At 74.0% G+C, this 21318-nt stretch carries 14 protein-coding genes and 1 pseudogene; 6 read left to right on the forward strand and 9 right to left on the reverse strand.

Annotated features, from left to right (window positions below; genetic code table 11):
- The first annotated feature begins 435 nt into the window (after positions 1-435).
- Positions 436-894 carry a cyclic nucleotide-binding domain-containing protein gene (locus tag ACZ4K2_RS03800; RefSeq protein WP_467470124.1) on the forward strand — a complete coding sequence of 153 codons (459 nt, stop codon included), beginning with the start codon at positions 436-438 and terminating at the stop codon, positions 892-894.
- Positions 895-940: 46 nt separating this feature from the next.
- On the opposite strand, the gene ACZ4K2_RS03805 is transcribed toward ACZ4K2_RS03800, so the two are convergent.
- On the reverse strand, positions 941-2659 hold the full coding sequence (locus ACZ4K2_RS03805) for a sensor histidine kinase (protein ID WP_467470126.1): 1719 nt from the start codon (positions 2657-2659) through the stop codon (positions 941-943).
- 398 nt (positions 2660-3057) lie between these two features.
- Between ACZ4K2_RS03805 and ACZ4K2_RS03810 the strand changes: the two genes are divergently transcribed.
- Positions 3058-3459: an STAS domain-containing protein gene (locus ACZ4K2_RS03810; RefSeq protein ID WP_467470128.1), complete on the forward strand. Its 402-nt coding sequence runs from the start codon at positions 3058-3060 to the stop codon at positions 3457-3459.
- Between the two features lie 95 nt (positions 3460-3554).
- On the forward strand, positions 3555-4127 hold the full coding sequence (locus ACZ4K2_RS03815) for an Rv1733c family protein (RefSeq protein ID WP_467470130.1): 573 nt from the start codon (positions 3555-3557) through the stop codon (positions 4125-4127).
- Between the two features lie 295 nt (positions 4128-4422).
- Here the strand turns inward: ACZ4K2_RS03815 and ACZ4K2_RS03820 are convergent, their stop codons facing one another.
- The 6 genes from ACZ4K2_RS03820 to ACZ4K2_RS03845 form a co-directional block, all read right to left on the reverse strand.
- Positions 4423-5481: a threonine aldolase family protein gene (locus tag ACZ4K2_RS03820; protein ID WP_467470132.1), complete on the reverse strand. Its 1059-nt coding sequence runs from the start codon at positions 5479-5481 to the stop codon at positions 4423-4425.
- A gap of 73 nt (positions 5482-5554) precedes the next feature.
- Positions 5555-7504 carry a metal-dependent hydrolase family protein gene (locus ACZ4K2_RS03825; protein ID WP_467470134.1) on the reverse strand — a complete coding sequence of 650 codons (1950 nt, stop codon included), beginning with the start codon at positions 7502-7504 and terminating at the stop codon, positions 5555-5557.
- A 65-nt stretch (positions 7505-7569) separates the two neighbouring features.
- On the reverse strand, positions 7570-9309 hold the full coding sequence (locus ACZ4K2_RS03830) for a flavin monoamine oxidase family protein (protein ID WP_467470136.1): 1740 nt from the start codon (positions 9307-9309) through the stop codon (positions 7570-7572).
- 70 nt (positions 9310-9379) lie between these two features.
- Positions 9380-10033 (reverse strand): hypothetical protein, encoded by a 654-nt coding sequence (locus ACZ4K2_RS03835; RefSeq protein ID WP_467470137.1) that lies wholly within the window; start codon positions 10031-10033, stop codon positions 9380-9382.
- Between the two features lie 535 nt (positions 10034-10568).
- Entirely contained in the window at positions 10569-13997 is a 3429-nt protein-coding gene (locus ACZ4K2_RS03840; protein ID WP_467470139.1) for an ATP-dependent DNA helicase, read from the reverse strand.
- A gap of 227 nt (positions 13998-14224) precedes the next feature.
- Complete coding sequence (locus ACZ4K2_RS03845; protein ID WP_467470142.1) at positions 14225-15091, reverse strand: universal stress protein; 867 nt, start codon at positions 15089-15091, stop codon at positions 14225-14227.
- Positions 15092-15349: 258 nt separating this feature from the next.
- Here ACZ4K2_RS03845 and ACZ4K2_RS03850 point away from each other — a divergent pair.
- Positions 15350-15739: pseudogene (locus ACZ4K2_RS03850) on the forward strand (GntR family transcriptional regulator); the annotation flags it as partial.
- 87 nt (positions 15740-15826) lie between these two features.
- Here the strand turns inward: ACZ4K2_RS03850 and ACZ4K2_RS03855 are convergent.
- Entirely contained in the window at positions 15827-16816 is a 990-nt protein-coding gene (locus ACZ4K2_RS03855; RefSeq protein WP_467470144.1) for a peptidoglycan-binding domain-containing protein, read from the reverse strand.
- Positions 16817-17344: 528 nt separating this feature from the next.
- Between ACZ4K2_RS03855 and ACZ4K2_RS03860 the strand changes: the two genes are divergently transcribed.
- Positions 17345-18136, forward strand: coding sequence for a helix-turn-helix domain-containing protein (locus tag ACZ4K2_RS03860; RefSeq protein WP_467470479.1), 792 nt, complete (start codon positions 17345-17347; stop codon positions 18134-18136).
- 84 nt (positions 18137-18220) lie between these two features.
- Here the strand turns inward: ACZ4K2_RS03860 and ACZ4K2_RS03865 are convergent, their stop codons facing one another.
- Positions 18221-19507 (reverse strand): acyltransferase family protein, encoded by a 1287-nt coding sequence (locus ACZ4K2_RS03865; RefSeq protein ID WP_467470146.1) that lies wholly within the window; start codon positions 19505-19507, stop codon positions 18221-18223.
- A 476-nt stretch (positions 19508-19983) separates the two neighbouring features.
- Here ACZ4K2_RS03865 and ACZ4K2_RS03870 point away from each other — a divergent pair.
- Positions 19984-21318 (forward strand): choice-of-anchor A family protein (locus tag ACZ4K2_RS03870; protein WP_467470148.1); only part of this gene is annotated, 1335 nt, incomplete at its 3' end.

Consider the following 21318-nt stretch of genomic DNA (forward strand, 5'->3'; position numbering starts at 1 on the left):
GCCGCCGAGCCTAGGTCCTGCGTCCGCGCCGGGCCCGGTTCGCGCTCCCCGCCGGCCGGAGAGCGGCCAGGCCGCGTGGGGCGGGCGGTCGCCGGTGCGTCGCGGCGGGTCCTGGCGCTTCGGGGGAATCGGTGCTGTGCTGGTGGTGGCGGGAAGGACCCTTCGAGGACGCGGGGAAACGGCCGGCAGCCGTGCACCGCGCAATCCGGATCCGCGAGAAGCGGGTGGCGCCCTTCCCGTCCTGCCGTACCCGGGCCGGGCGCCTGCCCCGCCGCGCGCAGGCCGCACGGATCGGCCCCCTCCGGTGCCACCGCCCTCGCGCGCCGTCGGCCGGGCGGGGCCGAACGGTCCCGGGACGGGATCCGAGCGGCCCGTGGTGCCCCGGACGGGAGGCGTTCACGCTGGCACCACACCCCACGAAGGGAGTCCGGCGCGATGACCTCCGCCACGACCATGTCCACGGCCCTTGAGCCCCCGCAGCGCGATCGGCTGATGCGCCTCGCCCGCGAGGTGTCCTTCCGGGCCGGGGCCCGCCTCTTCGAGGAGGGCAGGTGCGCCGACCGCTTCTGGATCGTGCGCACCGGCACCGTCGCCCTCGATCTGCACGTACCCGGCCGCCGGGCCGCCGTCGTCGAGACCCTCGGGCACGACGAACTGGTCGGCTGGTCCTGGCACTTCCCGCCGTACCTGTGGCACCTGGGCGCCGAGGCGACGAGTCCGGTCCGCGCCTGGCTCTTCGACGCCGGGGCTGTACGGGCGCTGTGCGCCGAGGACCCCGAGTTCGGCCGGGCGGTCGCGGTGTGGGTCGGGCGTGTCGTCGCCCAGCGGCTGCGCTCCTCCCGGGTGCGGCTGCTCGACCTCTACGCCCCGTACGGCAGCGGCAGCCTGGTCTGAGCGTCCGCGTCCGGCGGTGGCGGCGCGGACGGGGACCCGGCGGGGGTCATGTGACGGGCAGCGGGACGCGCCATTCCAGCAGCGTGCCCCCGTCCTCGGGGCGGGTCACCGTCAGCCGGCCCCCGAGGCCCTCCGCCCGCTCGGCCATGTTGCGCAGTCCGCTGCGGCGGCCGCCGGGAGCGATGCCAACGCCGTCGTCCGAGACCCGCAGGCACACCTCGCGGCCGTCGGCCGTCAGGGCCACCTGGACACGGGCGGCGCGGGCGTGCCGGGCCACGTTGGTCAGGGCCTCCGAGAGCACGGCCACGACGTGGTCGGCGGTCTCGGCGGGCACGTCGGTGTCGATGAGCCCCTCCATGCGCACACTGGGCGCGAAACCCAGCACCGGGGCGGCCTCGCCGACGGCACGCACGACACGCGCCCGCAGCCCGCTCGCGGCCGCGCCCTGCCGCGCCCGCAGCCCGAAGATGGTCGACCTGATGATCTTGATGGTCTCGTCGAGGTCGTCCACGGCCCGCAGCACCCGCTCGGACGCCTCCGGGTGCTCGATGAAGCGGCCCGCGCTCTGCAGGGTCATGCCCGTGGCGAACAGCCGCTGGATGGCCAGGTCGTGCAGGTCCCGGGCGATGCGGTCCCGGTCCTCCAGCACCGCGATCTGCTGGGCGTCCTGCCGTCGCTCGGCCAGCTCCATCGCGATGGCGGCCTGCGCGGCGAAACCCTGCAGCATCTCGGTCTCCTGCCGCAGGAAGGCCGGCCGGCCCGCTTCCCGGGCCACCAGCACCACGCCCCTGCCGCCGCCCTCGCCGGTGCCGATGGGGACGGCCACGGCGGGCCCGAGTCCGGCGAAGCGCGGCGGCTCCGGGGCGATCCGGGCATCGTGGAGCACGTCGTCGCTGGCGACGGGGGCCGCGGCGGTGTACGCGAGGCCCATGAGGCTCTCCTGCATCGGCAGCACCAGCCCGCGGTGGGCCTCCGCGTCGACGCCGACGGCGATCTCCACGGTGAGCGACTTCGTCTCCTCCACGGGCATGGCGACCGCCGCCAGGGCGGAGCCCGAGATGTCCCGGGCGCGCTCGGCGATGAGGGCCAGGGACTCGGCGCGCTCGCTGCCGGACATCAGGCTGTGGCCGATCTCCGCGTTGGCCAGCAGCCAGCGCTCGCGCAGCCGGGAGTCCTCGTACAGCCGGGCGTTGTCGATGGCGACGCCCGCGGCCACGGCCAGCGTGGACAGGACCGACTCGTCCTCCTCGTCGAACTCCAGGCCGCCGCGCTTCTCGGTCAGGTACAGGTTGCCGAAGACCTGGTCGCGCACCCGGATCGGGACGCCGAGGAAGCTGTTCATCGGCGGGTGGCCCGGGGGGAAGCCGTACGAGGCCGGATGCCCGGAGATCCTGGCCAGCCGGAGCGGCTGCGGGTGCCGGATCAGCTCGCCGAGGATGCCGTGGCCCTCCGGGTAGGGGCCGATCACGGCGATCTGCTCCTCGCCGACGCCCACCGTGTGGAACGCCGACAGCCGCCTGCCGTCCGGTCCGATGACGCCGAGCGCCGCGTACTCGGCGTCCACCAGCACCGCGGCCGCCTCCACGATGGAGTGCAGGACCTGCTCCAGGTCCAGCTCCCGGCCCACGGAGAGGACCGCTTCCAGGAGGCTGTGCACGCGGTCCTGGGTCCCCCGTGCCGCGTCGATCCTGGCCTGGAGTTCCTCCAGCAGTTCGTCGAGCTTGAGCTGCGGCAGCCGTACGCGGGGCTCCTCGGGGCTTGCCACCACGTCCCTCCATGTCCCGTCGGCCCGCGCGGTCCCGGCACCGGCGAGTCCCCTCCACCGTATCCGCCCGGGGGCCGCGGCAGTACGCCGAACGGCGACGCGGTGCGGGTTCCCGGCCACGCCCACGGGCCGGCACGGGTGTGACGGGAGGGACGACCGGCCCCCCGGCCGGGGCCCGAACGGCACTGGAGGCCGCCCCGGTCCGGCGGCGACCCTGGATCCAGGAGCGGCACCGGTCCCCCGCGGTGTCGCTCCGCCGGCGCCCCGTGTCCCGTGGGCGGGTCCGGGGCGGGGACGGCCGTGCGGGCGTGCTCGTCCGGGCCGGCGGTGCCGGACGGCTCGCCGGGTGGGGCCGGACGGCCCTTGTGCCGGGCCCGTTGCCCCTGTTGCCTTTCGGTATGTCCGAGAACGACGCGCTCCGCGTGGCGGAGCACGGGCAGGCGGCGGACGTGGTCGTGGCGCGGCGGCTGCCCGGCGGTACGACCGTCGCGGCCCTCCGGGGCGACCTCGACCTGCCGGCCGCGTCCGCGCTGACGGAACGGCTCGACGCCCTCACCGCCGGTCCGTGTCCCGACCTGGTGCTCGACCTCCGGCCGGTGACGTTCGTCGACTGCGCCGGACTCGGTGTCCTGTGCCGCGTCCGGAACCGCGCCGTGGCCCGGCGGGGACGCCTGCGGCTGGTCTCGGAGAGCAGCGACTTCCGGCGGGTCCTGCGGGCCGCCGGGCTGGCGGGCGTCTTCGAACTCCACACACGGCTGCCGCTGCGCCGGCCGGGACGCCACGGCGTGCCCGCGTCCTGACGGCGGGCCCGCGCCGTCCCCCGGCGCCCGCCGGAGCCTCGCCGTGCGCGAACCGCGGCGCCGAACGCCTCACCCGGACGAGGAGGTGCCGGCCGATGAACGTGCCGCGGCGGCTGTGGCGGTGGCGGAGCGGTCCGCTGCGGCGCCGCGAGGACGTCGTGGAGACCTGGCTCGTCCTGGCCGTCTGGGTCGCGGTCCTGGTCGGCGGGGTCGTGGCGGGCGTGGTGGCCGCGGGGGCCGCCGGGGACGTGTTCGCGCGGCAGCGCACCGACCGGCACGCCGTCCGCGCCGTCCTGCTCGCCGGGACCCCGTCCGCCGCCCCGGCGCGGGGGGCGGCGGACGGCCCGGTCCGGGCCCCGGTGCGCTGGACGGCCCCGGACGGCACCTCCCGTACGGGTACGGCGCTGGTCGCCCGCGGAACGGAGGCGGGTGCCCGGGTGCCGGTGTGGCAGGACGGCCGCGGCTCACTCGCCCCCGCCGGGCCGCCCGGACCCACCGAGGCGGCGGTCGAGGCCGCTCTCTTCGGCACGGCGGCCGCCCTGGGCGCCGCCGTCACGGCCTGCGGCGCGGGGGCGCTCGGACGGCTGTGGCTCGACCGGCGGCGCATGGCGCGCTGGGACCGGGAATGGGAGGCGGTGGAACCCCGCTGGTGCCACCGCCCCGGCTGAGCCGTCCCGGCCCGTACGGCCACGCGGGCGGAGGACCGTACCCACCCGCGCGCGGCACCGCGGCCGGCCCGCTTGCCGAAAGGCCGAAGGGCCTGAGCTGTGCGCCACCGCCCGGGTGTCGCCGGCCAGGTCGGGCCACGCGCCGGGCTGCCCGGGCCCGGACCGCGGGCCGAGGTGCCGGCGGAGGCCCTCTTCCGCGCCTGGCCGGGTCTGTCGTACGACGGCTGACGCCCCCGGTCCCGGTCCCCCGGGAGGGGGGAGCCGCGCCGGAGGCGTCACCCGCCGGCGGCCCGGTTCAGGCCGCTCTCACCGCTGCCGCGACCGCCGCCGCGAAGGCGTCGACGTCCTCCTCCGTGGTGTCGTAGGAGCACATCATCCGCACTTCTCCCCTGCTCTCGTCGTTGAGGTACAGCGTGTACCGGTCCGCGAGACGGTCGCGGACCGTGCCCGGCAGGGTCGCGAACACGGAGTTGACCTCCACCGGGTGGCTGACCGTCACCCCCTCGACGCGGGCGAGGAGCCCGCCCAGCCGGGCGGCCATGGCGTTCGCCCGGCCGGCGTTGCGCCGCCAGAGGTCGCCGTCGAGGAGCGCCTCGAACTGGACGGAGAGGAAGCGCATCTTGGAGGCGAGCTGCGCGGAGCGCTTGCGCAGGTACTGCGTGCCCGACACGCGGGACGGATCGAGGACCACGACGCACTCACCGAACAGGAGGCCGTTCTTCGTGCCGCCGAAGGACAGGATGTCGACCCCCGCGTCGGTCGTGCAGGCGGACAGCGGGACGCCCTGGGACACGGCCGCGTTCGCGAGGCGCGCGCCGTCCATGTGGACGGCCAGGCCGTGGGCGTGTGCCCGGGCGGTCAGGGCCCGCAGCTCCGCCGGGGTGTAGCAGGTGCCCAGTTCCGTGGGCTGGGCCACGGAGAGGGCGCGGGGCGGGGCGGAGTGCACGTCGCCCGCCCGCGCCATGACACCGTCGACGAGTTCGGGGCCGAGTTTTCCGTGCTCGGTGGGGACTCCGAGCAGTTTCAGTCCTGCCATGTGTTCCGGGCCGCCGCCCTCGTCCTCGTTCAGGTGGGCCCGCTCGGCGCAGATCACCGCTCCCCACCGGCTGGTGACGGCTTGCAGCGCGATGATGTTGGCCGCGGTGCCGTTGAAGACGGCGAACGCCCGGGCGTCGGGCCCGAAGTGACGGCGGAAGACGTCGTCCAGGTGAGCGGTGTACTCGTCCTCCCCGTACGCCTGCTGGTGACCGCCGTTGGCGGTGTGCAGGGCGGCGAGGATCTCCGGGTGGGCGCCCGAGCAGTTGTCGCTGGTGAGGTCCCGCCGTTCGGGATCGTGGCGCCCGCACGGCGGCACCCGCGGGCAGCGGGGGCGGTACCGGACGTGCCGTGGCGGTGGCCGGCGGATGCCCGCCCGGTGCCGTCTCCCTTCAACCGCCGGCGACGTAGGACCAGTACGGCTCGACGAGCACGCCCAGTTGCCGCGCGGTGTGCAGGATGCGGTCCGGTTCCTCACCGCGGGCCAGGCCGTACTCGAGTACGTCGAGGGTCCCCTCGGCGGCCTCGGGCGGCGGCCGGTCGCCCCAGGACTCCAGGTAGGCGAGCACGGGGCGGGGCACGTCCGGCAGCCGGCGGGAGGCGGACAGGATCTCGGCGAAGAGGGCGCACCAGGTGGAGAGGTCCGTGTGGAGGTAGAGGGCGGCTTCGGCGGGGCCCGCCTGGGTGCCCATCCACGTGAGGTCGCGCACGACCCGGAAGAGGCGCTGGTCGACCGGGACCGGCGGGATCTCGCCGTCGACGAGGCCGACGGACGGGGCGGCCTCGCGCAGCAGACCGCGGGCGGTGGCGATGGTGTGCAGGGTGAACGAGAAGAGCGTGGCGGGGAGTTCGTGGCGGTGCCGGGACACCAGGAGCGCGTAGGTGGACAGTTCGGCTTCCTGGCACTGGTACTCGGCGAGCACGAGCCGCTTGAAGTGGTCGGTGTCGATCTCGCCGGTCCGTGCGAGTTCGACGAGCCGGTTGCCGGCGACGAACCGCTCGACGTCGGGCTTCATGGCTTCGATGAGCTCTTCGGGCTTCATGTGGTCTCCTTCGACCGTTCGGCGGGGTGAGGGCCGCGGCGCGGCCTGGCGCGCGGCGGCCGGGGCCGGCGCGGTGCCGGCCGCTCCGGCGACCATGCGGCCTCGCCGGAGCACGTACCGGCTGCGGCCGGTGGCGGTGATGTCGTGGAAGGGGTCGCCGTCGAGGGCGACGAGGTCGGCGGTGGCACCGGGAGTGACGGTGCCCAGGTCGGGGCGGCCGAGGAGGTCCGCCGCGACGCGGGTGGCGGCCCGCAGGGCGCGCAGGGGGGTGTATCCGTGGGCGACCATGGTGGGGAACTCGCGCCAGTTCTCGGCGTGCGGGAACATCCCGGCGTCGGTGCCGAAGGCCGTCTTCACGTTCGTCAGGGCCGGACGCAGCAGTCCTTCGCGCAGTGCCTCGGCGTGTTCGCGGTAGTTCCGGCGGATGATCTCCGTGGAGCCGTCCCAGAAGTCGTCGTCGTCGAGCCGGTCGAGGAAGTAGGTCTGGGCGTACTGGGTCGGGACCAGGAACACGCCCGCCTCCTCCATGGCGCGGTAGGCCGCCGGGGTGGCGAAGCAGCCGTGTTCCACGCTGCGGACACCGGCCGCGACTGCGCGCAGGATGGCACGGTCGGTGAAGAGGTGCGCGGCGCACGGCAGTCCCAGGTCGTCGGCGGTGGAGACGATCGCCTCCATCTCGGCGCCGGAGTAGGCGGTGCTGGTGGGGCTGTCCACGGGTGAGGAGAATCCGCCGCCGCCCGCGAACTTGATCCAGTCGGCGCCGGCGCGGGACTGCTCGCGTACCGCGCGGCGCAGCCCCTCGACGCCTTCGGCCAGGGTGCCGATCCGGTGCCCGTAGCGCAGCGCGAGGTCGGGCTGTTTGTCCCCGTGGCCTCCCTGCGGGGACAGGATGTTGGGGGCCGCCAGGATGCGGGGGCCCTCGATGAGGCCGTCCTCGACCGCCCGGCGCAGGGAGACGTTGAGCGGCAGGTGGGCACCGCCCAGGTCCCGGACGGTGGTGAACCCGCTGTGCAGCAGGGCGCGCAGGACGGGTACGGCGGTGAGCGTCTGGTAGGCGGCGGGCGCCGTCTCCGCGGCTTCGTCCAGGAGGTGGACGTGGCAGTCGATGAACCCGGGCAGGAGCGTGCAGCCGGGCATCTCGACGACGTCCGTGTCCGGGTCGGCCGGAAGGCCGTGTCCGACCCCGGCGATCCGGCCGTCGTGGACGAGGACGGACAGCCCGTCCACCGGTGTGTCGGCGACCCCGTCCCACACACGGTCGGGTCGCAGCAGGAGGTCTCGGCCATCGGGTGGGTGCACGGATACCTCCGGAGCGGGGCGTGCGGACGGGACGGGGTGGGTGGGCAGCCTCGGCGGGGGGCGCTTCAGCTGGTGGTCAGCGGGGTGTAGCGAGGGTCGTCCCACAGGTCGCCGGGTCCGGGGTTGCCCGGTTCGGGCCGGGTTCCGAGTTGGCGCAGGACTCCCCACGCGGCGTTGAGACCGGAGGCGAGCGCGTGGTCGAGCCAGCCCGGTGACCAGGAGGTGTCGTCACCGGCCAGGAAGAGCGCGTTGGGCGGTTCGCCCGGTACGGCGGGTGCGCCCTTGAACTCCTTCATGAAGTGGGCGAACAGGTCGCGCTGGTAGGGGTGGTCGCCCGGGGAGGAGAACCGGCTGAGCCCGCGGAAGTGCCGTTCGTTCTCCCAGGACACCGTCACCGCCGCGGCCGTCCCGGCGTGGGCGCGCAGCCGCGCCGCGGCCTCGGGGTGGATGCCGGCGAGGTCGCGGACGAACAGGGCGACGCGCTCCTCCAGTGTGGAGGGTGCGACCTTCATGGCGTCCTGGGCCCAGGTGAAGCTGAGGTCCACCACGCCGCGGCGGCCCCGGGGTGCGCGCGCCGGGCCGTAGTCCACGGTGTAGACGGCCCTGGGCAGCCGGTCGGTGAGGGTGACCCCGTCCATGGACGTGCCCTCCCAGAACGGCTCGTCCACCACCAGCGCGGTCTTGGAGGACTGCCAGTAGTGCAGCCGGCGCACGGCGCGCCACAGGCGCGGGCCGAGCACGGGGACGTGGGCGGCGGTGGAGCGCACCTCCACCGCGGTCTCCAGCAGGCGCAGTTGCGGGGTGAACACGGCGGCCGCGTACCGTTCGGCGTGCCCGTCCTCGCTGTGCACCACGACTCCCCGGGCGGCGTCCGGTTCGACTTCGAGGGCGCGCACGGCAGGCCGTGGCCGGCCCTCGTTGACTTCCTCCAGGCTGTGGGTCCGCCCGCCGGGGCCGGTGGTGCGGTGGGTCCAGAAGCCCTCGGCCAGCCGGGTGATGCCGTCCGGCGCGTACAGCAGACGGCCCCCCTCGGTGCACAGCAGCAGGCGCAGGATCTCCACCAGGCTCAGCTCGAAGAAGGAGTCCCAGACGGCGGGCCCTACCCCGGCGGTGCCCAGGAGTCGGGCCTGGTCGTGGCTCAGGCCCACGCCTTCCGGCTCGCGCAGGAAGCGGTAGAAGGACCACCTCTCGAACCTGGTCAGAACCGTGCGCCAGCGGCGGCGCACCGCGGTGAGGTCACGCGCGGCCAGGTCCCGCTGGAGCTGGAGCAGCCCGATGCGGACCAGTGCCTGCCGCCAGCGGGTGTGGGCCTGCCGGAACTCCTCGTGGAGGTCGTACAGGTCCTCCACGCCCTTGGCGGGGTACTGTCGCCCGTCCACGTCCAGCACGGTCAACGGGGTGGTGGGAGTGGCGTAGTTGTCGCGGAAGGGCTCCATCCGCACGCCGAACTCCCGGCCGTACTGGCGCAGCAGCCGCGCGGACTCGGGGAAGCGCAGGCAGCCCAGCTCCACGACGGCGCTGTCCGCCTCGTCGAGGCGCCGGCTGTACATACGGCCGCCGAGGCGCCGGCCTCCCGGGCCGTCCTGGCTCCGTTCGGCTTCGTACAGGACGGGCCGGCAGCCGGCACGCAGCAGTTCGTAGGCGGCCGCCAGCCCGCTGCCGCCCGCTCCGATGACGGCGACACGCGCGCCCTCGGTGCTCGAGGGCAGTCGCCCCATGCGCCGGCCGTCCCCGACGTGGGCGGCGTAGTCGAAGGGGAAGTCGACCTGCAGGTCGCTGGCGGGCGGAGGTGCGCTGGGGCTCATGGGTGGCTCCGTGGGGGAAGGGTTCGGGGGTTCCGGGCGGACGGGGGGGGCTCTGCTCGTCCCGCGGCTCTCACCCGGCCGTGGCGACCGCCCGCCACCAGGACCGCAGCGCGGGTTCCATCCGCACCGCGCTGCGCGGGATCCACTCGTCCGGCTCGCCGTGGGCCAGGCCGTACTCGATGACCTCCAGTACGCCGTCGGCCACCTCCGGAGGGTTCTCGCGGTAGGCGCGGACGTACTCGACCGCTGCCTCGGGCACCTGCTCGGCGTCGCTCAGCACGTCGGCCAGGACGGCGCAGGTGTTGCACCACAGGGTGAAGTCGGTGCGTGCGGTGAGGGCCGCTTCCGCCGCTCCCGCGTGCAGGGCGACCCAGGAGATGAACTCGGTGAAGCGCCGGACCGGTTCCAGGCGGGGCGCGCGGCGCATCTCGTGGGGTGACATGCCCAGTGCGGGCGCGAGGCCGTGCACCATCCGGTGGCGGGCCCGCATCAGTTCGTGGGCGACGAAGGCGAAGAACCCGCCGGGCACCTCGTGCGGATACCGGGACAGCAGGAGGCCGTAGGCCGTGAACTCGGCTTCCTGGCACTGGAACTCGGCCAGGGCGAATCCCCGCAGGTGCTTCTCCTCGATCATTCCCTCGCGGGCCAGCGAGAGGAACTCGTTGGCGCCGAGGTGGTCGGGAAGGTTGATTCCGACGGTGTCGATGAATTCGGTGGCGGGCATGGAGAAGCCTCCTTGCGTCAGGAGATGTCGCGACCGGCATCAGTAACACCACGGCGCACTGCGCGGACACGGAATTCGACCGGGGGTGATCCCACCCGACGCGGTCCTCGAAGTTCTCGACTCGCGTATCCACTGGAGTACTCGTCGAACTCCCCCCAGGCAAATCGGGGTCACGGCCTCGGCGCCGGCGTCCGCTCACATCTGCCGCCGCCGAGCGCGGGACAGCACTCCTCGCGCCTCTGTGACGTGGACCGATCGAGGATCCGGCCCTGCGGTGCCGCTGTCCGCGGGCTTCCCGGCGGCCGGACGGACCATGACCGGAACGCGCACGGTACATCCGGGATGGGAGTGCCCTGGAGCACCTCCAGGAATGCGCGCCATCGCGCGCAACGACGGCCTCCCCGCTTTTCGGACGAAATTCTCCCGCCAGGTGTCGGCAGTCCTGTGCGACGGCCCGGCCGGAGCGTTCTCCGGCCGGTTGGGTGCCGAGCGGCCCGGTCCTTCCGGTTGCCGGGGGTGTCCTACGGGTCGCCGCTCATCCCGGGGAGCCGAAGGCGGTCTCCACGTTCTCGCCGTCCCAGCCGGCCGGACTGCGCCAGATGACGTTGACACCGAAGACGTCGCGGATCGTGTCCGCCGACCAGTTCTCGGCGGGCGGTTCGGCGAGGACGAGGTAGAGGCCGTCAGCCGGCGCGGGGAGCAGGTGGTTGATCTCCAGCAGGCGGGTGGCGCCCGATCGCAGATCCGGGTAGGCGGAGCGACCCGCGCCCAGCGCCTCGTAGAGGAAGAGGCCGTGCCGGGTGACGCAGCTGACGTCGATGATCGCCGAGTCGGTCGGCTGGAGGTCCGCCCAGAGGAGTGAGGCCTTCAGCGCATGGCGGACCGCTTCGTGCCTCTTGCACGTGCGGTCGGTGTCGGCGGCTGTCTCCAGCGCCCGCAGGAGGCCGTCCTTCGTGGTCGCGTCCGGTGGCGCGGCGGTGGTGACGGTGTTCGCGGTGGTCATCCGCACTTCTTCCTTCTGATCGGGCTGATCGGGCTGATCGGGTTGCGTCGGGGCGGCGGGGGCCGCGTCGTCGGGGGTCGTCACCGTCTCCGTGCCGAAGCGCTCCTGGAGGTCTCTCCGTGCTTCGGCGAGGGACTTGGTCCAGCCGGAGGCGGCCAGCCTCTCCGCGAGCCGGCCCGCGTCGAAAGTGCCGCCTTTGAGGGCACGGTTGGTGGTCGCGGCGAGATCGCGCAGGACTCCGAGCCGCTCCCTGTCCGGATCGCCGAACAGGTGCAGCACGTCGACCCAGTCCGCCTGGTCCCGTCGCAGGACGCGGTTGGCCATGCCCTGCAGCTCGGAGAGGCGGCTGCGGGCGTCGGGAACGTCGCCATCGCTCTCGGCCAGTTCTCCGAGGACGTCCAGTGCCGCGAGGTAGCGCCCCACCATCCGCTCCGAAACGGGCGACCGGCCGCGCTGGTCGGTGGTCAGCACCGTCTGGGTCGTCTCGTTGACGAACACCCAGCAGTCCAGCTTCTCGCCCCGCCGCGGCGGCACCGATCCGTGGCGCACGGTGAGGACGAGCGGCCGGTCGATCACCGGCGAGAGCGGCTTGACCTTGTAGCGACCGCCCGGGGCCCGGTCCACGACCTCGACCCGGACGTCGCTGCCGACCCGGGGCAGCCCTTCGGCCCCGTCGTCCTGCGGCCGGACAACGGGCACCGACGGCGCCGGGGCGCCCCCGGAACCCGTCAGCGCCTGCGGCAACGGGGCGGTGTGCAGGACGGTCAGGCTCTGGGTGCTGCGGGTGAGGGCCACGTACAACCGGCGCAGCCCGGCGGGACCGCGCTCGCCGATCGTCGCGGGCTCGACGACCAGGACGTGGTCGTACTCCATTCCCTTGACCTGGGCGGCGGCCAGTACGGACACGGCCTCGCGGTCCTCCTCGGCGATGTGGCCGCCCTGGTGGATCCGGCTGCTGATGGCCTCCAGCCAGTCGGAGTCGTCGGGGACGACGACGGCGACGGAGCGCGGGGTGCTGCCGTCGCTGGTGCGCACGAGTCGCGCCACGTGGGCGACGGTGTCGTCGAGCAGCTTCCACGGCTCGGTCGCCACGGTCCGTACGGCGTCCGCTCCGGCCTGACGGACAGCCCGCGGAAACGGCAGGGACGGGGCGATCGTCCGGGCGAGAGGGGCGACGAACTCCATGATCTCGGCGGGCACACGGTAGCTGGTGTCGAGCCGGGCGACACTCCAGTCGCCGTGGTCGGAGAGGACCGCTCCGAGCAGGTCCCAGCTCGTCGGGATGTGGGCACCCGTGGCCTGCGCGAGGTCGCCCAGGACGGTCATGGACCCGCCCGCGGCACAACGCCGGCGCAGCGAGCGGGCCTGCATGGGCGTGAGGTCCTGGGCCTCGTCGACGACGATGTGGCCGTACCTCGGCGGGGTATCGCCGCTGATCAGCACGCCGAGTTCCTCGAGGCAGACGTGGTCGTCGAGGGTCCACGGGTCGGCGTCGGCACTGGCGGCGCGGGGCCGCAGCAGGGCCGTCTGCTCGTCCTCGTCGAGGATGCCGTCGGCGCACTCCCGCAGGAGGTCGGCCGAGTCGTAGAGGCTGCGCAGTGCCTCGCGGGGACCGGGGGACGGCCAGACCCGTTCGACGAGGCGCTCGACCCGGCGGTTGCGTTCGAGATCGCGGCGGATCGTGCCGGCCTGTCCGCGGCGCGGTGCGATGTCGGAGAGCTCCTGGAGGAGCCGGTCCACGAAGAGGCCGCGGAAACGGTCGCGCCGCTCCCGGAAGGGCCCGTCACCGGCGTGGGCCCGGTCGAGGAGGGCGAGGACCTCGGACTTCGGCACCCGAAGGGTCGTACTGCCGGCCGTGACCACGATCGCGGGTTCGTCGCCCTCGAACGAGGGCTCGACGGTGAGGCCGTCGAGCGACTCGGGGCGGTAGTCCTTGTCGACGCGGCGCCGCAGCACGGCCGCCATGCGGCCGTCCGACTTCACGAGGCGCGCCTTCGGCGAGTCGGTGCCGAGGATGTCGCCCTCCCACAGGCGGTCGAGCTGGACGGCGTTGACGTCCCGGGTGCCGAGGGTGGGGAGGACCTGGCCGACGTAGTCCAGGAACCGCTGGTGGGGTCCGATGACGAGGATGTCCTGGGCCTTGAAGTGCTCGTTGTCGACGAGCCAGGTCACCCGGTGCAGACCGACCGCCGACTTGCCGGTGCCGGGTCCGCCCTGCACGACGAGGATGTCCGAGGGCGAGCCGGTGACCAGCTCCATCTGGTCACGGCGGATGGTCTCGACGATGTCCCGCATCCGGCCGCCGCGCGACCGCTGGAGCTCCCGCAGCAGGAAGTCGTCCGGCTGGAGGTCCTTGCGCGGCCGGTGCCGTACGGCATCGCCGGGCGTCGGGGCCGGCGTGCGCTCGGGGACGAGGGGCGCCCCCGCTTCCTCCGCCACGCGGTCGTCGGCGGCCTCACGGGGCTCCGGGACGGCGGCGCGCTCGGGTTCGGGCACGGCGGGGAGCGCGGGTACGGACGTCGGCGGGGCGATCTCGTCGAAGTAGCCTTCGACGGCCCGCCGCACGCAGCGGAGCCGCCGTCGCAGGATGACCTCGCCCGGATCCTCGGGCCGGGCCTCGATCCACGTCTTCGCCAGCGGACTCGTCCACAGCAGGACCACCGGCTCGTGCGAGGCGTCCTGCACACCGCGGCGGCCGATGTACCAGGGGCGGGGATCTCCTCCCGTGTCCTCCGGCGCGTCGACACGGGCGAAGACCAGCGCCTCGTCGCCGAGTCCTCCGTAAGCCTCCGCACGGGCCTCCGCCTCGGCCCGGTTGGCGATGCCGTCCTTGCCGCTCGCCGAGGCGGTGGCGGCCGAGGTGCCGCTCAGTTCGGCCAGTTTCGCGGTGTAGCAGTCGTACGCGTGGTCCACCGCCCGCTGCTCGCCGGCGAGGATCTCGTCCCGAGTGGTGGTGCTCATGTGCGTCCTCCCCGCGGTGCCAGGAAACACCGCCACGGGCATGCGCCCGTACCCCGCTCAAACAACTACCAGAAACGGGATGGTGACGAACGGTCACTTGATGAGTTCGTACGAGTTCGAGACCAGCCGCCGGCGGCACCGCCGGTCGGGGCGCGAGGCGGCCACGCGGCGGTCACGGTGGTGGCCCGGGGGGCGCCGTGGGCCCGTCGGCGGGCGCGGGGCCGGGGCTACGGCCGCTGCGGGACGACCGCGACCGGGCACCGAGCGTGCTGGAGCAGCGCGTGCGCCGTCCGGCCCAGCCGGGGGCCGAAGCGGCCCGGGCGGTCGTGGGCCCCGACGATCACGAGGTCCGCGGCGGCCGAGCGGTTCACGAGGACGTCGCCCGCCGCTCCCTCCAGGGCCGAACCCTCCGCCTTGACCTGCGGGTGCAGGATCGTCAGCGGGCGCAGGGCGGCGTCGAGCAGTGGGGCGGCCCGCGCGTCGGCCGGTTCGGCGTCCTGGGTGCGGGCACCGACCGGGCCGAAGGCGGGTCGGTGCCAGACGCGGACGACGTCGAGGACGCAGTGGCGGGCCCCGGCCTCGCGGAAGGCGAACCGCAGGGCCGGGGTGGCGGAGCCGCCGTCCCCGAGGCCGAGCAGGACGCGCCCGTGTGTGCCGTCCAGTCCCGCCCGGTCACCGCGGACCACCACCACGGGGCAGTGCGCCCGGGCCGCGACGGCAGGGCCGACCGAGCCGCGGAGCGCCCCGGCGAACCGGCCGTGTCCGTGCGAGCCGGTCACCAGCAGGCTCGCGCTGTCCCCCGCGCCCACGAGGGCGGCCACCGCGTCGTCCGGGAGGATGGCTGTGGTGACCTCCGGCCCGGAGCCGCGCCGCCCGGCCCGTTCGGCCGCGGCGGCGACGATGTGCTCGGCCAGCACCTGCTCGTCGGGGGACTCGGCCTCGGTCTCGGCCAGGGCGCCTTCGTAGCGCTCCCAGCGGGAGGCGTGGACCAGCCTCAGCGGCGCGCCGAGCCGGGCGGCCTCGTCCACCGCCCAGTCGACCGCGGACAGGCTGGAATCCGATCCGTCGACGCCCACGACCAGGGGAAGCGTCATCGTCCCCACCGCCTTCCTCGACGACCACCACGTCCTGCGGCACCTGCGGTGACGCTTCCACGGTCGCACCGGGGACGGGCGGGGCACGAGGGCCGTTCGGCACTGTCCGGGAACTTCCGCGCCCGGCCCACGAGCGCCGGGCGCACGGCTGCTCCGGCAGCTTTTCGGCGGTGCACCAGCTTTCCCCGTCTCCCCCAGACCACCCGTCTCCTCCAGATCACCCGCTGCCGGCCGGCAGCCGTATCGGAAGGACCGCCCATGCCCCGCGAGGCGCCGTACCTTGCCGTCGCCGACGAGCTGCGCATCCGGGTCCTCGCGGGCGAGCGGGAGATCGGCGGGCGGCTGCCGTCCCGGGTGCGGCTCGCCGAGGAGTACGGCGTCGGGCGCGACGTCGTGCAGCGGGCCGTGGACCGTCTGACCGGCGACGGCCTGCTGGAGGGACGCACGGGGTCGGGCACCTTCGTACGGGTGCCGCGCGAGCGGCTGCGGCTGGTCCGCGCCCGGCACCGCGAGCGCCGCGGCGCCGCCGGGCCCGGCCCGCGGGAGCGGGGCGGGGCCGACTCCTGGGACGCGCACAGCCAGGTACGGGTCCCCGCCCTGGAGGCGATCGCCGAGCGGCCGGCCATCCGTCCCGGGGACCTCTGCGTCACCATCCCCGTCCGCTGAGGACGGGATTCGGCGGGGGCGGTGCCCGGCCGGCCTCGGGGGCGGGCCGGGCAGCGGCACGCGCGGGCGTCAGTAGTACGTGATGTCCCAGTGGTTGCCCCAGGACTCGTCGGCGTAGTCGATGACCGTCTTGCCGCCGGAGGTGACGCGCCACACCCAGGCGCCGTCACCGCGCTTGTGGTGCTTGGTGGAGTGCGCGTGGACGTAGTCGGTGACGCAGGAGGTGCGGGCCACGTCGACCTTGTAGCCGTTCCAGTGGCTGTACGTGCCCCCCGCGTGGCCGACCTCCGTGCCGCCGGTGATGACGACGCGGCAACCGCTCTTCTTCTTCAGGGCGATGACCCCGTCGACGGTGCGGGCCCGGATGTCCTGGAGACTGGTGCACTTCTTGTTGTTGCGGTTGGTGCAGTTGCCCGAGGAGGTACGGGTGATGCCCGCCGCCCTCAGCCGTGCCGCGGCCTGGGCGTCGCTGAGCTTGCCGCCTCCGCCGCCACCGCCGGTGCCGCCGCCGCTCACCAGGGCGGCCCAGGTCTGGACGTCGACGGTGCCGCTGGCGGTGAGGTGCTTCGCCCGCTGGAAGGCCTTGACCTTCGCGGCGGTGCCCGAACCGAAGATCCCGTCGGCGGTGACGGCGTAGCCGTTGGCGGTGAGCTGGCGCTGCGCGGCCTTGACGCTCGCGCCCTTGGAGCCGGACTTGACCGTCACGACGAGCTTGGTCCACGTGTTGGCCCCGACGACGCCGTCGGCGGTCAGGTGCTGCGCCCGCTGGAAGGCCTTGACCTTCGCCGCGGTGCCCGAACCGAAGATCCCGTCGGCGGTGACGGTGTGGCCCCGGGCCGTGAGCAGCAGTTGGACGGTGGTGACGTCCTCGCCGCGCTGGCCGGACTTGACCACCGGCCAGGACGCCTGCACGGCGGTGCCCGACCGCGCGGCGACGGGCAGGGCGGTCGCCGCGGCGGTGGTGACGTCGGCCGCCGTGACTCCGGCCGCCAGGGCCGTGGCGAGGAGCGCGGCGGACACGGCTCGGCTCCGCGGGGGCCTCTGCTTCGGGGTGGACATGTGCGGTTCCTTTCCTCGATCGATGGTCGGGTGCGGAACGCCGGGGCCACCGGCGGCCGCCCTCTTCTCTTCGCGGGCGGGCGTTCCGGTTCTCCCAACTCCCCGGCTCGGACGGGGGGAACACGGGGCTCCCCCGGTGTCCGGGCCGACGGCTCCGTCAGCGGAAAGACCGCCGTGGCGGATCCGGTCGAACTCCTTCCGGGGACTCGTCACGGCGTTCGAGCGGTGCTGATACAGATCCCGGCCAGTTGCCCGGGGGCGGACGAAACCGCTCCGGTACAGCCGGCACCGCGCCGCGCACACCCTGTTTCCGGTGTCGCCGTCCGGGTGTGGGCGTGCCCGCGCAGTGGATCGTCGAACAACCGCAGGATTGCACGGGTGCTGGGGAAGTCGCCGGGATTCCGGCGGAATTCCCCCCGGCGCTCGCGGTTCCCGCACCGGTGTGCGCGACCTCCGCGAGACGGACGGCAGCCCCGCGCGGGAGCGTCGGTGCACGCATGGATCAGGTCCTTTCGGGGCGGATGCCGGATGGGCCGCTGTGGCCGTCCGCACCGGGGACGAGCATGGCGCCGTGTGCGACCGCGCCGCCAGCCCAGGCCGCACTCGGAGACGTCCCGGGATTTCTCACGCCGTTCACCTGCGGATCCGCCCGGCGCGGAGACGTCCCGGGACCATTCCCCGCCCGCCGTGAGGCCCTTGGGGAGCAGTCGGCCCGCGTCGGACCGCGCCGGCTCCGCTCTCCGCGCCGATGGCCGGAATCCGTCCGTACGCGGGAGGGACCACAGCGGGCTCACCCTGAAAGACCTTCAGGCGAAAACATATGTCGGCGCTTCTTCCTGGGCCCGGTATCTCAACGGCACGGCCCTTCCGCCCGCCGCCGCGATCGAGTCCCTGGCCCGGATCGCGGACGCGGACGCCGCCTTTCTGCTCGCGCTGCGCGATGCCGCTGAGAAGACCTGGAACACGGCTGAGGAAACCCCGTCCGCCGTCGGGCACGAAGCGGTACGACCGCCTGCTGCGGCAGGTGCGGTGATCGCCGGCCGCGAGCAGCCGGACGGGGGGTCCGATGGTGGAGAAGCAGCCGAGGGGGACGCGCTGGCGCCCGCTGCCCCCCGCGCTGCTGGAGCCCTGCGCTCACCCCGGGCTCCGCATCGAGGTCGGTTCTCCCGGGGAGCTGCCCCGGAGCAGTCCGGCGACAGGGCGGGCCTCCGCCGCGGACCTGGTGACCACATCCATGATCGCCGCGTCCCGGCCCTTCCGTCTCCGGGCCTGTTACTACCGTCCGCCGCCGGGCCCGGCAGGGAGTGCTTCGGCCCGTAGCGGTGGGCCCGGCCGGGACCGGGGCGGGTCCGCCGGTCCCGCCGTGCGCGAACCGGACCGGTGCCGCGGCGCGCGGTGGCTCCCTCAGACGCGGTCGGCGTCCCCCAGGAGCGCCGGACCGGCCGGCAGGGGCCGGTGCGGGGGTGCGGTCATGAGGGGTTCCAGCCGCGGGGCTGCCGGTCCCGGGACCGGCAGGACGGTGTGACCGGACGGCGGCCGGTGGTCGCCCGGGTGCCGGTCGCAGGCACCCGGGTCGGCGGCTCGCACCTGCGCGAAGGCCTCGGCGAGACGGCGCTTCAGCATCCTGGAGACCGGCCTCTCCACGAGCCGGTGCACCAGGTGGGCCAGCAGGAGCATGCCCGCCACCGTGCCGCCCAGCAGGACCCAGTGGTCGACCTCGTGCTGGAACCGGTGGAAGACCTCCCAGCCGATGGACTCGTGGAGCAGGTACAGCGGATAGGTGAGGGCACCGGCCGCCGGCAGCCAGCGCCAGTCGATCCGCTGGAACCAGCCCAGGGACACGCCCGCCATCACGGCGAAGAAGGCCGTGATCAGCACGGTCACGCCCCAGGCGGGGATGTGGGGTCCCACGTGTTCGAGGCTGCTCCGCCAGGTCTGCATGACGGTGAGCTGGCCCATCCCGAAGCACAGGCCCACGATGCCCCACAGCAGGAGGTTCGGCCCGAAGCGGTGGATCAGGTAGAAGGCCAGGCCGGCTATGAAGAACCAGCAGTACTGGACCATGAGGAGGTTGCCGAGCGGCGTGAAGCCGTACCCCTTGGCCAGCAGCGCGGCGGTCGCCCACACGCAGCAGAAGGCGACCACGCGCCGGTAGGTGAGACCGCGCCACACGACGAGGGCGAACAGCAGGTAGAAGCGCATCTCGGCCCAGAGCGTCCAGTACACCCCGTCGACGTGCTCCACGCCGATCGGCCACTGCAGCATCGTCAGGTTGACCAGCACCTCGCGCCAGGCGTGCGGCCTGAGGCCGCCGGGGACCAGGGCCACCACCGCGGTGGTGGCGAGCACGGCCAGCCAGTAGGCGGGGAACAGCCGGATCACGCGGGAGGTGAAGAAGTCCGCCACCCTGCGCCCCCAGCAGCTCATGCAGATGACGAAACCGCTGATCAGGAAGAACAGTTCGACGCCCAGCCACCCGTAGGCGGAGGGCCGGAAGATGACGGGGAAGAGCTGCGCCTGGGAGCCGTCCCACCCCTCGCCGAAGGCCACGTAGTGGTAGGAGACGACCATCAGCGCCGCGATGAGCCGCAGGGCGTCGAGAACGAAGATCCGGTTGCCGCGTTCCTGGCGCCCGCGCGAGCGGCGGCCGCTCGTGGCGTTCGGTCCGGCGGCTCTCTTGCTTGTACGCACTCAGCTCTCCCGGGCTGTGAATCGCAAACGATCATGGTGCCAGTCAGTCCCCGGGTGCGTGCCGTCCTCGGTACTGCTCCGCCTGCGTGGGGGTGAATGGGGCCGCGCGGTGTCATGTCCGCGAGTACGGCGCGATCATCCTAGTTGCAACCTGCGGCGCGGCCTCACGGGCCACCCGCGCCACCGGCCGTCGCGCGGCAGGTGGGGGTGGCCGGGCCGCTGCCGTCGGGTGCCCGGTCGTGCCCGGTCTCGTCCGGCGTGCCCGGCGGCCGCGGTGACGGTCCGCCACGCCGAGGCCGGGCCCCCGGCAGGTGGCTCGTCGGACCGGCGGGGCGGGTGCGCGCGCCCCGCATACACCCGGCGCGCGCGGGTGTCCTGCCCGACGGGCCGAACGAGTGCGGGCCGTCCGCGTGACAGCCGCCCGTTCCGGAATGTCGTTCCCGCCGCGCCCGCCCTGGCGGCGAAGCCTGTGCAGCATGCATTCCATTGGACAACGCATGGCGGCTCTCCAGCCCCGACTGGTCCGGTCCGGGCTGGCCTGCGCGCTCGTGGCGGGCCTCGCCCCCGCCCTGGTCATCGGTGCGGGAGCCGGCCTGGCCCAGGCGGCCCCGCTGCCCGGCGGGCTCGGCCCCTGTGTCCCGGGTGACTGCCCGGACCCGTTCCCCGGCATCAACAACGGCCCGTTCGCCGGCCGGGACAACGGCATCAACATCTTCGTCGGCGACGACTTCCTCGTCCGGGGCAGGGCCGCCGAGGCGGAGGGCCGGGTCGTCGTCCTCGACGACTTCGACATGAACAAGGACACCGGCGGCAGCTCCGTCTACAACATCGGCATCGCCGGTGTCGGCTCGCGGGTGCCGCCACCCGACGGCGCGGACTTCCTGACCACCGGTGGCGACATCACCGTGGCGCCCGGCCAGCGGCTGATCGCGGAGGGCGGGGTCGTCCGGCACGCCGGCACGGTGACCGGCACGGTGGACGGCACCCTCGTCCAAGACCCGGACGCCGTCCAGCCGTACCTGCCGCTGCGCGACCAGCTGACCGCGGCCAGCCAGTGCTACGCCCGGGTCGGCGGCGCGTCCCGGCCGGCCACGGGCACGGCGGTGAACCAGGGGTACCAGACGCTGTTCACGGGCGACGGCACCTCCGCGCTCCAGGTGTTCAACGTCGACTTCGACCTGACCGGCCCCGGCGGCGGTCAGCAGGGCATCGCCTTCGAGAACATCCCGGACAACGCGACGATCCTGGTGAACGTCGTCGGCGCGAACCGGGTCGTCAACACCTACAGCGGCGGCATCGACGACGCGACGGACCCGATCAACGCCTACCGCGAGCGGCTGCTGTGGAACTTCCCCGACGCCACCTCGGTGGACCTGACCGGCTCGGCCCAGTTCCAGGGCAGTGTCCTGGTGGGTCAGCAGGCGTCGATGACCACGGTGTCGCTGCCCGGCATGGACGGCCGCTTCTTCACCACCGGTTCGCTCACCCACACCAGCGCCCAGACGGGTGTCGAGTTCCACTCGTACCCCTTCAACGGCGATCTGCCGGACTGCGGCGGCGAGCCGGGGCCGGTCACCGGTGAGGTCCGCGTCAAGAAGACGGACTCGCAGACCGGCGACGCGCTGGCGGGCGCGACGTTCGAACTCTGGAAGGAAACCAACAGCACACCCGGCCTCCAGACCACCGGCATCAACCCCGACACCCGACTCGACGACACCTGCACCACCGACACCAACGGCCTGTGCACCCGCACCGTCGAAACCGGCACCTACTACTGGCGCGAAACCACACCCCCCAACGGCTACGACCTC

The organism is Streptomyces sp. NPDC025833 (assembly GCF_055558055.1).

What these genes read in the sequence shown, in the direction of transcription:
- ACZ4K2_RS03800 (WP_467470124.1), top strand. Translation starts at nt 436, where the DNA reads ATGACCTCCGCCACGACCATGTCCACGGCCCTTGAGCCCCCGCAGCGC.
- ACZ4K2_RS03810 (WP_467470128.1), top strand. Translation starts at nt 3,058, where the DNA reads ATGTCCGAGAACGACGCGCTCCGCGTGGCGGAGCACGGGCAGGCGGCG.
- ACZ4K2_RS03815 (WP_467470130.1), top strand. Translation starts at nt 3,555, where the DNA reads ATGAACGTGCCGCGGCGGCTGTGGCGGTGGCGGAGCGGTCCGCTGCGG.
- ACZ4K2_RS03830 (WP_467470136.1), bottom strand. Translation starts at nt 9,309, where the DNA reads ATGAGCCCCAGCGCACCTCCGCCCGCCAGCGACCTGCAGGTCGACTTC.
- ACZ4K2_RS03835 (WP_467470137.1), bottom strand. Translation starts at nt 10,033, where the DNA reads ATGCCCGCCACCGAATTCATCGACACCGTCGGAATCAACCTTCCCGAC.
- ACZ4K2_RS03840 (WP_467470139.1), bottom strand. Translation starts at nt 13,997, where the DNA reads ATGAGCACCACCACTCGGGACGAGATCCTCGCCGGCGAGCAGCGGGCG.
- ACZ4K2_RS03845 (WP_467470142.1), bottom strand. Translation starts at nt 15,091, where the DNA reads ATGACGCTTCCCCTGGTCGTGGGCGTCGACGGATCGGATTCCAGCCTG.
- ACZ4K2_RS03855 (WP_467470144.1), bottom strand. Translation starts at nt 16,816, where the DNA reads ATGTCCACCCCGAAGCAGAGGCCCCCGCGGAGCCGAGCCGTGTCCGCC.
- ACZ4K2_RS03860 (WP_467470479.1), top strand. Translation starts at nt 17,345, where the DNA reads ATGGGCCGCTGTGGCCGTCCGCACCGGGGACGAGCATGGCGCCGTGTG.